We start from the raw sequence: 13,491 nt of genomic DNA on the forward strand, positions 1-13,491 counted from the left end.
GACGCATTTCCTTTCAAGGACAAGACGCATGACTGATACCGCCTACGATTTTGACCTGTTCGTGATCGGGGGCGGCTCCGGCGGTGTACGCGCAGGGCGGATTGCGGCGCAGACGGGCGCGAAGGTGGGAGTAGCCGAAGAGTACCGGATGGGCGGCACCTGCGTCGTCCGCGGCTGCGTGCCGAAGAAGTTCATGGTGTATGCCAGCCACTACGGCCAGGAGATAGAGCATTCTGCCGGGTACGGATGGTCTGTGGGCGATGTGTCCTATGACCACGCGAAATTCCTGGCGGGCATGCATGCAGAGGTGGACCGGCTGTCAGCGATCTATGACCGCAACCTCAAATCGGCCGGTGCCGAAATTTTCGATGACCGCGCTGAGTTCGTGGACGCGCATACGCTGCGCCTGAAGAAGAGCGGCAAGACGGTCACCGCGAAGAAGATTCTGATCGCGGCCGGCGGGCGGCCCTGGCTACCTTCGGCCGAGGAGCTGCCGGGCGTGGAGCACGTGGTTACCTCCAACGAGATGTTCCAGATGGCGACGTTGCCGAAGCGGATGCTGATCGTGGGCGGCGGCTATATCGCCGTGGAGTTTGCGCACATCTTCGCCGGGCTCGGCGTGGAAGTGTGCCTCGTCTATCGCGGCGAGACCGTGCTGCGCGGGTTTGACGAGGACGTACGCCTCGCCGTGCATGAAGGCCTGAAGGAAGCGGGCGTGCGCGTCATCACGAAAACCGTCTTTGAGCGGATTGAGAAGACGTCGGGCGGCCTGCACGTGAAAATGACCAACGAGCACGAACTGGAAACCGATGTGGTGATGATGGCCGTGGGCCGGCGTGCCAATACGGACGGGCTAGGCTGCGAGGCGGCAGGCGTGAAGCTCGGCAAGAATGGCGAAGTGATCGTCGATGAATGGTCGCGCACGAGCGCGCAGAATATCTGGGCGGTAGGCGACGTGACCGACCGGGTGAACCTGACGCCGGTGGCGATCCGCGAAGGGCATGCGTTTGCGGACACCGAGTTCGGCGGCAAGCCCTGGCACTTCGACCATGCGGATATTGCCACCGCTGTGTTCTCGCAGCCGGAGGTGGGCACCGTGGGCATCTCGGAAGCTGAAGCGCGGAAAGCGCACGGCGCCATCGACATTTACAAGACGAAGTTCCGCCCGATGAAGAACATGCTGAACGGCGACCAGACACGCACGTTCATGAAACTGGTCGTGCGCGCCTCGGACCAACGCGTGCTGGGCGTGCATATCGTGGGCACGGACGCCGCCGAGATGATCCAGATGGCGGGCATCGCCGTGAAGATGGGCGCAACGAAGGATGACTTCGACCGGACTTGCGCCGTACATCCGTCGGCGGCCGAGGAGCTCGTCACGCTACGGACGAAATGGGTACCGGAGGTCGCTTAGGCAGGTGCCGGGCGAAGCCTATCTTCCATTGATGGCCAGGTATAATCTCTGGCAAAACGCCGCTATGACCGCTGCGTCGGGCACGTTGACCGGGGCGGAGCGGCAGGCGGACCGGGGCGTATTCTTCGGCTCGATCCAGCGGACGTTTTCGCATCTCTTCTGGGCCGACCAGGCCTGGCTTGCGCATTTCGCTGGTACGCCGGCGCCCGGCGGCGGGATCGGGGACTCGCTGGACCTGATCGATGACTGGGCGGACTTTTGCGCCGCGCGGTCTGCGCTGGACCGGCGCATCCTGGCATGGGCGGACAGCGCGGGCGCCGGTACCGAGCGCGCGCTCAATCCCGCTTTCGTGATCCAGTTTTTCAATCACCAGACCCATCACCGCGGGCAGATTCACGCCATGCTCACAGCAGCGGGCGCCGCTACCGAGGATACGGATATCCACAAGTTACCGAAGGCGTATCTGGATCTGTGACGGCCGGATTGCACCTTCCGCGGATGCGGGAAGCCTGACGGATTTGGTCAGTGTCCTGAGCTTCCGCCTTCGCTACGCACCTTCAGTTCCAGTGCGACCTGCTTCAGACTGTCGCGGATGGCCTTTAGGCCGCCGCCGCGGCCGGCATGGGCGAGGAGCTGGCGCCACGCGGGTTGGTCGTCCTCCGGCGCTTTCACGGCGAAGTGGGCGGAGCGCGGGAGCGCTGCAGTCATAAGGGATTTCGAGAGCGGAAAGCCTGCTATCGCGTCATAGACGCCGTTACGCGCGTCGCCTTCAAAGGTGGACTGTTCGTTGCGGTTGACTGCGTTGAAGAGGACCGAAAGGGCTGGGCGTTTGGATTCCTCTATCTGGTCCTTGATGACGAGGTTCAGGAGGCGCACGCCGCGCAGGGAGTAGATGTCGGCGTGCATCGGCGCGATGACGCGGTCGGCGGCTTCGAGGGCGCAGCGCGTGAGGAAGGTGGCGTTTGGGTTTGTGTCGAAGACGATGAGATCGTATTCGCTGCGATAATGATCGATAGAGCGCAGGAAGTGCTGCTTGATCGCCGCGAGGTCGTCGCGGTCATTCGCGAAGGCGTATTTCGAAATCTCGAACTGGCCGCTGATCAGGTCGAGGCGTCCCGGCGGGCCGTCCGTGCCCAGAATGGAATGGACATAACTGTCGCGCGCGGCGGGCGTGAAGGGCGCGATGGTGAGGCTGAGCCAGTTCTCGGCCGGCGAGACGGCATCTTTCGCGTGCAGGCGCGAGCGCTCGAACAGCGAGATGACAGAGCGGTCGGCGCCGGAGGAGGCGTCAGCATGCTCCATGCTGAAGAAGGTCTGGGTGAGGTTGTATTGCGGATCGAGGTCGATCAGCAGGACGCGGCCACCGAAGTTTTCCTGCCAGGCGCCGGAGAGCTGGGCGGTGACGGTGGTTTTGCCGACGCCGCCTTTCAGGTTCATCACGGCGACGACCGGGCATTTCTTGCGGTAGGCAGCCTGCGTTTCGGCGACGAGCTGGTCCATGCCGTCGGGCATGGCGGAGGAGAGGCGCAGGTGGGGCTGGACTTCGGTCTTGAAGAAGCCGTTCAGGCGCGCCTTGTCTATCTGGTAGGGGATGAGCCGGATGCCGGTCGCTTTCGCGGTTTCGACGTCCTGGCGCACGGTTCTGGACCGCACTGACGCTGCGGAAACCAACACGATGACGGCAAAGGCCGTGCTGATGGCCTCGTCAGCCTCGGCCCGGTTCGGCTCGCCGACGACGTAGCGGTCGGCAATTGCAGCCACGCGCAGCGCCTCGTGCAGCTGCAGCAGGGCATCCGGATCGGCGCCGGAATGGCTGATATAGACATGCGGCATGGCGCATCAGTCCCCGTCTCTGACCCTTGATTCCCCTGAGCCTTTTAGCCGCCGAAAACCATGATCGGCCAGCTATCTGCTGTGAAATTATGGTGAAACTTGAGCATGGCGCCGCCATGTGATTTATGCCCCGCAGAACCGGAGTACCCCTGTAATGACCTGGCACCCCTCTGATTGGCGCAAACTGCCCGCGCAGCACATCCCGCAGGATTATCCTGACGCGGGCGCGCTGACGGCTGTCGAAAACCGTCTCCGGAGCTATCCGCCACTGGTTTTTGCAGGCGAGGCACGCCGCCTGAAGACGCGCCTCGCCGAGGTTGCGGCGGGCAATGCCTTCCTGCTGCAGGGCGGCGACTGCGCCGAGAGCTTCAAGGAATTCCACCCGGACAATATCCGCGACACGTTCCGCGTTATCCTGCAGATGGCGGTGGTGCTGACCTTTGCGGCGGCCAAACCGGTCGTGAAGGTGGGCCGGATTGCGGGCCAGTTCGGCAAGCCGCGGTCCGAGCCGATCGAGACCATCGATGGCGTGACGCTGCCCTCTTACCGGGGCGACAATATCAACGGCATGGAGTTCACGCCGGAGAGCCGGATTCCGGACCCTGAGCGCCTTGTGCAGGCGTACTCGCAGTCGGCGGCGACGCTGAACCTGCTGCGCGCGTTCAGCCAGGGCGGCTATGCCAGCCTTGCGAACGTGCAGCGTTGGATGCTGGGCTTCGTCGACCGCAGCCCGCAAGGCGAGCGCTACCAGAAACTGGCGGACCAGATCTCCGCTTCGCTGCGCTTCATGCAGGCTGTGGGTCTTAATGCTGAGACCGTTCCGCAGATGGCGCAGGTGGAATTCTATACGAGCCACGAGGCGTTGTTGCTCGGTTATGAGGAAGCGATGACGCGCATCGATTCCACCAGCGGCGACTGGTATGACACCTCGGCCCACATGCTGTGGATCGGCCACCGGACCCGCCAGCTCGATCATGCGCACGTGAACTTCTGCAAGGGCATCAGGAACCCGATTGGCATCAAGTGCGGCCCCGGCATGGAGCCGGACGAGTTGATCCGCCTAATCGAGACGCTGAACCCGAAGGACGAAGCCGGCCGCATCACGCTGATCTCGCGCTTCGGCTCCGAAGGCGTGGCGAAGGGCCTGCCTCCGTTGGCGCGCGCGGTGAAGAAATCCGGCCGCACGGTCGTCTGGTCTTGTGATCCGATGCACGGCAACACATTAAAGACCGGCACCGGCTTCAAGACGCGTCCGGTGGACCGCGTGCTGAGCGAAGTGCGCCAGTTCATCGACATCCTGCCGGCCGAAGGCTGCTATCCCGGAGGGGTGCATATCGAGATGACCGGCCAGGACGTGACCGAGTGCATCGGCGGCGCGCAGGCGATCTCGGAAGAAGATCTCTCGAGCCGCTACCACACACACTGCGACCCACGCCTCAATGGCGAGCAGGCGTTGGAACTCGCGTTCCTTGTGGCGGAGAAGCTGCAGGCGGTCGAAGCCGGCGGCGAGGGCGCACGCAAGGCGGGCTAACGTGCGGCGTGCTTTGGGCCAAAGGCCACAATGCACTCGCCCCGCTAGTCTGCGGCCATAATCAGCAAGGCCGTGCCGACGCTCAGGATCCAGAACAGCGCGAGCATCGCGCCGTAGGCCAGGAAAGGCGCGGCGCAGAGCAAGGCCATGGCCCCGAAGCCATGGACCAGATCATCAATCAGGTAGGCCAACCTTCGGTGCGGCCTCGCGGCAGACTTCTGCAAAGCCTCCACGCGCTCCTGGTGCGCCGCCATGACGTCGGGGGGAACCTTGGAATGGTGCGAGCCGCAAAAGCCACCGATGCGCGCCCTGTTCCTGCAAGGCCAGCCGCCGCGCGTTGTGGCTTGGCACCGGGTCAGCTCACTCGCAGATGGGGTCCAGGTCGAGGTGGCTGGATGCGCGTCGTCATTAACAGGCATTCGCTCACGCCTTTTGTGCGCCCCGCGTGGAACTAAAGCGGGACCTGCCGGTGCCGTCGAGCCCGGCTACGATGACTTTTTTGTAGGAGAAGCAGGCGCCCTGCATCCAGACGCCTCGCGCACTGCATCTCGGGCTAGAGAGCGGGAGTGTGCGCATGGATGAGTTTGTGAGGACGTTGATCGAGACCGGCCTGCTGGCAGGGCTCGGTTTGCTGGGGGCTGTCTTTTTCCGCAGCAGCTTCCGATGGAAGTGGCTCGCCGCGGCGCTGGTGCTGAACCTTGTCTATCAGGCGCTGCTGACGCGGGGGTTCTGGATGATCCCCGATCCGTTTCCGGGCGCGGACTGGAATTGGGCGGGAAAATTCGCCGCTGTCACCGGCACGCTCGCCGTGATGTCGATGCCGGTGTTCGGGTGGAAGCGGTGCGGCCTGACGCTGGACCAGGGGCCGCGTTGGGGCGGGGCCATCGTGATGTTTGCGGGCCTTGCGCTGCTGTTCTTCGGCCTCGCGTTCAGCGGCACCGATGGCAAGCCGGACGGCCTTGAGACCATCGCCTTCCAGTGGACGATGCCGGGCCTCGACGAGGAGCTGTTTTATCGCGGCACGCTGCTGCTGGCGCTGAACGAAGCCTTCCGGACCCGGACGAACGCGCTGGGCGCGCCGATCGGTTATGGCGGCTTACTGTCATGTGTGCTGTTCGGCCTGACGCATGCGCTGAGCTATGAGGCGGGCGCGGCGGACTTCGACCTGATGACCTTCGCAATGACCGGCGCACCGTCGCTCCTGCTGCTCTGGATGCGCGAACGGACGGGCAGCCTGCTGCTGCCGGTGATCGCGCACAATATCGCCAACGGAGCATCAACGCTGTTCTGAGGCGCCCGTTTCGGGAATCCCTTTGACCCGTTTTGGCAGCGCGCTACGCCTAGGGCCGGATAAGTGGCTATCCGGGGACCGGGACGCGATGCTGACACCCGAACGCGAACGCACGGCACTGAAGCTGTTCTTCGAAGCCGTCGAGCTTGCGGGCGAGGCGCGGCTTGACTGGATCGAGAAGGCCTGCAGGGGCGACAGCGAACTTTTGGGCCGCGTGATCGCGCTGATGGAGGCCGACAGCGAGGTGACCTCCATGGTCGCCGAGATCGAGGGCGCACCGCTGGAGATGCCGCCGGACCAGATCGGCGTCTACCGGCTGGAGGCGCTGATCGGGGCGGGCGGCATGGGCTCGGTCTACCGCGCGCGGCGGGCGGACGGATTGTTCGACCAGACAGTGGCGATAAAGTTCATCCGGGCGAAGCAGGGGGCGTATGATCTCGGGCCGCTGATCGCCGCCGAGCGCCGCGCGCTGGCGCGGATGGATCACGAATCCATCGCGCGCATCCTGGATGGCGGGGTGACGCAGACCGGGCTCAGCTACCTCGTGATGGAATATGTGGCGGGCGAGCCGCTGGACGATGACTGCGAGGCGCGCCAGCTGGATGTGGCAGCGCGCGTGGCACTGGTGCGGCAGGTGGCGGGGGCGCTGGCTCATGCGCACCAGTCACGCATTGTTCATTGCGACGTGAAGCCGTCCAACATTCTCGTGACGCCAGGCGGGCGCGCGAAGCTGATCGATTTCGGGATTGCGCGGCTGCAGGAAGTGGCGGCCGCTGACATGATCGACGCCGTGACGCGCGCCTATGCAAGCCCGGAGCGTTGCCGCAGGCAGGCGGCGACGCTGGCGGATGATGTCTACGCGCTGGCGGTGACGCTGTATGAATTGCTGGCGGGGAAATTGCCCTGGCACGATCCGGGCCGTCCTGACCTTGGCGCGGCGCCTGAGCTGCTGCGGATCGAGGGCCCGGCGCGCAATCCGGAAGACCTGTCGGCCATCCTGTGGAAGGCGTTGTCGCCGGACCCGGAAGAGCGTTATCGCAGCATCGAGGCCTTCGATGCAGACCTTGCGCGTTGGCAGAGCGTGCAGGCGGTGAGCGCTGTGCCGCGCACGTTTGCCTACCTCTCGCGCCGGTTTGCGCAGCGCCGGCCTGTGGCGCTCGCCTCGATGGCGGGCGGTGTGGCGGCGACCTTTGCGGCGCTGGGCATCATCACGCATCTTTATCTGGATGCGGAGCAATCGCGCCGGAACGCCGACCAGCGCTTCACGCAGCTGCGGAGTCTGGCGGGTTTCATGATCTTTGACCTGAACAGTCAGCTGGAACAGGTGCCGGGGGCAACGCCGGCGCGGCTGGCGATGTCGGAAAAGGCGCAGGACTATCTAGATGCGCTGGGCGCCTCGGCGGGCGGCAATGCGGCGCTGCAGGCTGAGGCGGCGACGGGGCTCGTACGCCTCGCCGAAGTGCAGGGCGTCCCGAGCCGGCCGAACCTTGGCCTCGGGCCGCTGGCGGTGGAGAACCTCGAGCGAGCCATTGTCTCGCTGGACCAGCTGATTGCCGAGACACCCGGCGACCCTTCGCTCAGGCTGGCGCGAGGGCGCGCGCTCTATTTCCTTGCCATCACCAAGGCGTCGTTGGAGCAGGACACGGCGATGCAGCTGGATCTTGCCCGGCGGGCGGAGCCGGATGTGCTGGCCGCACTGGCGCAACCAGGCGAGATTCCGCCAGGTGAAGTCCATTCCGTGTTGGTGGGTATACGGATGACCATTGCGGACGCGGTGCAGACAGAGGGCGATCTCGAAGAAGCCGTGAACATCCGTGAGGCGGAGGAGGCAAGGTTGCTGAACCTGACGCCAGATGAGCGTGCGGGCATGGACTTCGACTTCGAGGCGGGCCGGGTCTCGGCGCTACTTGGAGACGGCTACTACTATCTCAAACGGATCGAGCACGCGCAGGCCGCCTACCAGCGCGGGGCGGGCCATTTCGAGGCCGGTATCGCCAAGGCGCCGCTGAACCGGCGGCTGCTGACAGGCCTGCATTATGCGCACTATTCGCTGTCGAGTACGCGGGCGGATCTCGGCGACCTCGCCGGCGGGCTAAGGGAGGCCGAACTGTCGATGGACACGGCGCGCCAGTTGCTGGCCTGGGATCCGACCGACCGTCTGGCGCAGCGCCTTGCCGAAGTTTCAGAGGGACAGATTGCGCTGATGCTGAACATCAACGGACGGCCGGAAGAGGCGCTTTCGATCGTTGAACGGCAGCTGGAAGGCTACCGGGCCCAGGCGTCGGCCAATCCGCAGGACGGCGATGCTGTGCGGCGGGTGGCCGTGCCGATGCGCGGACGGGCGGAGATGATGTTTGATGCGCGCGGGCGCGAGGCGGGCTGCCGGGGGGTGGAGGAAGCGCGCGCGGCGTGGAAGGCCGTCGAGGACAAGTGGGGCCTTTCGGAATTTGACCGGACGAACGACATCGCCCTGCTTGACGATCTCGCCGCAAAGGGACGCTGCGGCTAGGCGGATCTCAGCGCGTCGTGCAGCCAGGCGCGGGCAACGCGCCATTGGCGCTTCACGGTGGAGAGTGAGACGTTCTCTGCCTCGGCGATCTCATCCAGCGTAAGGCCGGAGAAGTAGCGTTTCTCGACGAGCGCGGCGAGGGCGGGGTCGGCCTCGGCGAGCTTGTTCAGGGCCTCGTGGATCGCTTCGACATCGACGGCGTCGCCTTCCGGGACGGCGTTCTCGGCGATCTCGGTGATCAGTGTGACCTTCGGGCCGCCGCGCTTGCCAGCCCGCTCGCGGCGCACTTCGTCAATCAGCACCTGGCGCATGATGTGGGCGGAATAGGCGAAGAAGTGTGTGCGCTCCTTCGCCGAGATCTGGCGCTGGCCGATGATCTTGATGGCGGCGCCGTGCACAAGCTCTGTCGGCGCAATGTGCTGGCGGGCCCGGTCGCCGGCCAGGATCTTGCGGGCAAGCACGCGCAATTCATCATACACTTCGCCCAGCAGCCGGTCGCGGTCGCGGGCCGACATTGCCGAGATGGCGAGTTCCGGTTCATGGCTCATGGCTGCGCGCTCTTTGATTTCCCCGGGTCAATTGCTGCCTTGGGGGCGGCTTGATTGCAAGCGGCTGCGCGCAACAGGGGAGCGGCGCGGGCGGGCGCAGCGCCTTGAAAAGGCACACGTTACCGGGATTGCCAAAGAATATTCGCAAAGAGCTGAACCGTTTTCTGCGCCGCTGGCCAGAACGACCAGATGCAATCCGGCCTGAGCGACATCATCGCGCAGAACATGCAGAGCCCGCAGGTCATCGCGATGAACATCGCCTCCGGCCGCCGGTGTGCCGCAGTCCGTCTCCGGTAATCCGTGTGCGCCCTATGCCGGGTGCGACTCGCGCGATGCCTAGGGCAATCCGGTCTATTCGGCGCCGGCCTATCCGCCCTACGCCGTGCCCTACGGAAATCCGGATGTTGTGGTGCGGAAAACGCCGGAGCCGCACGTGAACGGATGGACCGGCGCGGTGGAGGATCGCCCTGCAAATCCGTATCGCGGCCTGATTACCTCTTGAGACCTGTCTTGATCCGGGCGTGATTTTGAGCCATCACGCCCGGCTGCTCAGATACCGGATAGCAAACAGCCGGAAAATCAAAGGGAGGGCAGGATGACCAAGTCACGGCTGCCCGCCTGGGCTCGCCCCGCGGACATTGCAGACCTGATGCGTCTGTCGGTGCCGATCGCCATCAGCCGCATGGCGATGATGTTGATGGGCCTGACGGATGCCATCGTGCTCGGCCAGTATGCGCCGGGCGAGCTGGCCTATGTGCTGAACGCCTGGCTGCCGATGGGCATTTCGCTGGGGTTGGGCCTCGGCATCCTTCTGGGCGTGCAGGTGCTGACGTCCGAACTTCTGGGCGTGGGCAAGGAAGCCGATTCCGGGCGAATCTTCCGGCGCGGCCTGTTCTGGGCGGTGATCCTCGCGGGCGCGTTGACGCTGGTCCTGGTGCCGACCGCGGACAGTTTCTTCCGCTGGGTTTTCATCACCATCGCGCCGGCCAGCGAAACGGCCGGTATCGACGCGCCGCCGGAAGTGGTGGCGGCCGAGACCGCCTCGGTCACGCGCATCCTTGCCTTCGGCCTGATGGGTCACATGATGAGCCAGGCCTGCAGCTATTATCTTGAAGCGCTGCGCCGGCCGCTGCTGGTGACCATCGTCATGTATACGGGCGTGGTGTTCAACCTGTTCCTCAACCTCGCCTTCGTCGGCGGATGGTGGGGCATGCCGCAGATGGGCGCAGAGGGCGTGGCCTGGGCGACCACGATCACGCGCTGGTTGATCGTGGTGGCGATGCTGATCTTCGTGGCGCGCCTGACGCCGGGCTTCCGCCGCTCGCCTCCGGCGCCGGCCGGTGAGGCGCGGCGCCAGCTGGAAGTCGGCACCGGCACCGCCATCAGCAATGTTGCCGAATGGGGCGGCTTCAACATCACGTTCGTTATCGCGACCTGGATCTCGATCGCGGCCAACTCCGTCTATGGCTACACCGTGCAGGTGATGGGCCTGTGCTTCATGTTCTATCTCGGCATCGCCTCGGCCACGTCCGTGCGGGTTGCTGAAGGCATGGGGCGCGGCGACGGGCAGGCGGTGAAGAATGCCGGGCGTCTCGGCGTGGTGGCGACCATCGTCATGGGCCTGATCCTGTGCGTGGTGCTTGTGTTGTTCCGCGACTTCATCTCGATCCTGCTGGTGCGCGAGGATGCGGTCATCAGCGGCGTCGCTCTGGCGCCGGCGATTGCGGCGCTGCTCTGGCTGGCGGCGCTGGCAACGGTCTTCGACGGGTTGCAGGCGACCGCCTCGTTTGCGCTGCGCGCGCAGGGCATGGTCTGGCTGCCGACGGCGATCCATGTCGGCTCGTTCTTCCTGGTGATGATCCCGGTCTGCTACTGGCTCGGCATCACGCAGGGACGCGGGGCGCAGGGCGTGCTCGAAGGCGCAACCGTCGGCGTGCTGGTGGCGGGATTGCTGCAGGTGGCGCTGCTGGAATGGAAAGCGGCGCGCCCCATCAAGGAACGCGCCGCCGGAACCGTCTTCATACCCCACTGAGGGGCGGGAAGGTCAGATGTCCTTGAGAACCGAGGCCGGCTTGAAAGCCACCGAGGTTTTTTCCGGAATCTTGATCACTTCCTTGGTCGCAGGGTTGCGGCCTTCACGGGCGTTGCGCGTCTTGGCGACGAACGTGCCGAAACCGGCGATTGCAACCTGCTCGCGACCCTTAACCGAGGCTGCGATGGTGTCGAAAACTGCGTCGACGGCCTTGCCGGCTTCCGCTTGCGAAATGCCGACGGCCGTGGCCACCGCTTTGGTCAGTTCACCCTTGTTCATAGGGGTTCTCCTCTAGATTAAATGACGCCAGGGACGCCATTGGGCCGACTTACCCACGATTCGAATCCCGTGGATACGCCGGAACCCCAATAAACACGGGCTAAACGCCGAGAATCCAGCCCTCTTCGCCGGTAATGACCCCGTTCTGTTCTTCGGAAAGGGATTTGCCTGTGGAAAAAGCGGCTCCGAGGGCGTTTTTCTCGTCCAGATCGGCGTAGTGGCGGGCAATCTGGCGCACTTGGGCCTCGTCGGCGACCTCGCCTTTTTCCGGCGCCGGCTTAACCAGCGAGGGGTAGATCTCGGCGATCACAATCTCGACGCCGTCGAGCATTTCGGCGGTCAGAGGGGCGCCTTCACCGATCTCGAAAGGCCACACACGGGCCTTCGGCCAGGCCTGCCGGAGAGCATGCACATGCGGGATGCCGGTCAGGCTCTGGCTGCCGACCGATCCTGCACCGTAAAGTTGCCAGCAGGATTTTGGCGACGCGCCTGGCACGCTGCGCAGGCGCTGCTCCGCGAGGCGGAACTCGGCGAGTGGCTGGCCGGCATAGTCGGGCTTGGTCGAGGAAAGGGTGGTTGCCCGGTCAGACGGCGGCGCGCCCCAGAACGGATAGGGCCCCTTGGAGATCGTGTAGTTGAGGCCGGCGGCGATGGCGAAGCGCGGACGGGAGTTATTGTCCGGCTTGTCCTTGTAGCGCGTCGCCAGATGCGCGTGCATCGCGGCCCAGGGTGCTTGCTTCGCGGTGTCCAGGCCAAGCGCCTTCGCCGTGCCCGCCGGATAGCCGAGCGAGAAGTCGAACCCGAGCAGGACCTTGTCGCCGCGCTTCGTCAGCTTGGCGAGCATGTCCTCGATGAACGCACGCGCTTTCAGGCGCGTGTCGATGTTCACCGCCTTGAACTGCAGCTTCAGGCGCGCGTCCTTGACCAGCATGCCGATCCAGATCGAGTTCGGACCGAGCGCCGGCTTTGCCGCCGCGCTCCAGTCCACCATGATGTATGCGTCGAACAGGGCCATGGCGTTACGCGAGCTTGACCAGCATCTTGCCGGTGTTGGCGCCGGTGAAGAGGCCGAGGAAAGCCTCGGGCGCCTTTTCGATTCCGGTCATGACAGTTTCCTCGAATTTCATCTGGCCGCCCGCAATCCACTTCGCCATGTCGGCAAGGAAGGCAGGCTGCATGTCGGCGTGGGTGGAGACGATGAAGCCCTGCAGCTTCAGCTGCTTGCCCACTGCCTGGATGATGTTGTGCGGGCCGGTCGGCACGCCGGTCTCGTTGTACTGCGCGATCATTCCGCAAAGGGCGAAGCGTGCGAGCGGGCGGGCGACTTCGATGGCCGCCGTCAGATGGTCGCCGCCGACATTGTCGAAATAGACGTCGATGCCCTTGGGCGCCGCAGCCCGCAGGGCGGCGACGAGGCCGTCATAGCCCTTGGCCTGCTTGTAATCGATGACGTGGTCGGCGCCGAGCGACTTGACCAGCGCGCACTTTTCAGCGCCGCCGGCCGAGCCGATAACGGTGGCACCCTTGATCTTGGCGATCTGCACGACCGTCGAGCCGACCGCGCCGGCGGCGCCGGAGACGAACACGACATCGGTGGGCTTCAGTTCCGCGATGCGCAGGAGGCCGGCATAGGCCGTCAGGCCCGGCATGCCGGCGACGCCGAGGAAGGCGCTCTCGGGCAGGCCGGTGGCGGGCAGTTTCTGCACGGCGGCTGCCGCAGGCTGCGCCGTCCAGGCCGTGCGCCAGCCGAGGAAGGAGGAGACGAGGTCGCCGACTTTGTAATCCGGATGCGCGGAGGCGGTCACCCGGCCGACGGCGCCGCCCTGCAGCGTTTCGCCGATCTGGAAGGGCGGCACATAGCTCTCGCGGTCATACATCCGGCCGCGCATGTAGGGGTCGACCGACATCCAGGTATTCATCACCTGAATCTCACCTTCGCCCGGCGCCCGTACGTCGACCGCTTTCGTCTGGAAGTCCGAAAGTTTCGGCATGCCCACGGGGCGGGCTGCGAGAGACCATTCCGTCGAAGTCAACTTGGCCATGTCCATCACCTC

12 protein-coding genes are annotated in these 13,491 nt (G+C 65.0%); 6 read left to right on the forward strand and 6 right to left on the reverse strand.

The annotated features are described in order from the left end of the window. Positions 1–28 precede the first annotated feature (28 nt). Positions 29–1,414, forward strand: coding sequence for a glutathione-disulfide reductase (gor, locus tag Q0C17_RS10620; protein ID WP_291205617.1), 1,386 nt, complete (start codon positions 29–31; stop codon positions 1,412–1,414). A gap of 31 nt (positions 1,415–1,445) precedes the next feature. Further along, positions 1,446–1,889 carry a DinB family protein gene (locus tag Q0C17_RS10625; protein WP_291205620.1) on the forward strand — a complete coding sequence of 148 codons (444 nt, stop codon included), beginning with the start codon at positions 1,446–1,448 and terminating at the stop codon, positions 1,887–1,889. 47 nt (positions 1,890–1,936) lie between these two features. Here Q0C17_RS10625 and Q0C17_RS10630 read toward each other — a convergent pair whose 3' ends face one another. Continuing rightward, on the reverse strand, positions 1,937–3,247 hold the full coding sequence (locus Q0C17_RS10630; protein WP_291205623.1) for an AAA family ATPase: 1,311 nt from the start codon (positions 3,245–3,247) through the stop codon (positions 1,937–1,939). A 154-nt stretch (positions 3,248–3,401) separates the two neighbouring features. On the opposite strand from Q0C17_RS10630, the gene Q0C17_RS10635 reads away from it, so the two are divergent. Beyond that, positions 3,402–4,778, forward strand: a complete 1,377-nt coding sequence (locus tag Q0C17_RS10635; RefSeq protein WP_291205626.1) for a class II 3-deoxy-7-phosphoheptulonate synthase — start codon at positions 3,402–3,404, stop codon at positions 4,776–4,778. Between the two features lie 44 nt (positions 4,779–4,822). Here Q0C17_RS10635 and Q0C17_RS10640 read toward each other — a convergent pair whose 3' ends face one another. Beyond that, complete coding sequence (locus Q0C17_RS10640; RefSeq protein WP_291205629.1) at positions 4,823–4,969, reverse strand: hypothetical protein; 147 nt, start codon at positions 4,967–4,969, stop codon at positions 4,823–4,825. A 383-nt stretch (positions 4,970–5,352) separates the two neighbouring features. On the opposite strand from Q0C17_RS10640, the gene Q0C17_RS10645 reads away from it, so the two are divergent. Further along, entirely contained in the window at positions 5,353–6,069 is a 717-nt protein-coding gene (locus Q0C17_RS10645) for a CPBP family intramembrane glutamic endopeptidase (RefSeq protein WP_291205632.1), read from the forward strand. 88 nt (positions 6,070–6,157) lie between these two features. Further along, a complete protein-coding gene (locus Q0C17_RS10650; RefSeq protein WP_291205635.1) occupies positions 6,158–8,578 on the forward strand; it encodes a serine/threonine-protein kinase in 2,421 nt (806 codons plus the stop codon). Here Q0C17_RS10650 and Q0C17_RS10655 read toward each other — a convergent pair. Beyond that, positions 8,575–9,126 (reverse strand): ECF-type sigma factor, encoded by a 552-nt coding sequence (locus Q0C17_RS10655; RefSeq protein WP_291205638.1) that lies wholly within the window; start codon positions 9,124–9,126, stop codon positions 8,575–8,577. The genes Q0C17_RS10650 and Q0C17_RS10655 overlap by 4 nt on opposite strands. A gap of 595 nt (positions 9,127–9,721) precedes the next feature. On the opposite strand from Q0C17_RS10655, the gene Q0C17_RS10660 reads away from it, so the two are divergent. Continuing rightward, positions 9,722–11,158: an MATE family efflux transporter gene (locus Q0C17_RS10660; RefSeq protein ID WP_291205641.1), complete on the forward strand. Its 1,437-nt coding sequence runs from the start codon at positions 9,722–9,724 to the stop codon at positions 11,156–11,158. Between the two features lie 12 nt (positions 11,159–11,170). Here Q0C17_RS10660 and Q0C17_RS10665 read toward each other — a convergent pair whose 3' ends face one another. From Q0C17_RS10665 to Q0C17_RS10675, 3 genes are all read right to left on the reverse strand, one after another. After that, the gene (locus Q0C17_RS10665) at positions 11,171–11,437 is read right to left on the reverse strand and encodes an HU family DNA-binding protein (protein WP_291205645.1); all 267 of its coding nucleotides are present in this window, start codon (positions 11,435–11,437) and stop codon (positions 11,171–11,173) included. 100 nt (positions 11,438–11,537) lie between these two features. Next, entirely contained in the window at positions 11,538–12,452 is a 915-nt protein-coding gene (locus Q0C17_RS10670; RefSeq protein ID WP_291205648.1) for a hypothetical protein, read from the reverse strand. Positions 12,453–12,456: 4 nt separating this feature from the next. Beyond that, entirely contained in the window at positions 12,457–13,479 is a 1,023-nt protein-coding gene (locus Q0C17_RS10675) for an NADP-dependent oxidoreductase (protein ID WP_291205651.1), read from the reverse strand. Positions 13,480–13,491: the final 12 nt, after the last annotated feature.

The sequence above is a fragment of the Hyphomonas sp. genome (assembly GCF_022844445.1).
Lineage (GTDB): Bacteria > Pseudomonadota > Alphaproteobacteria > Caulobacterales > Hyphomonadaceae > Hyphomonas.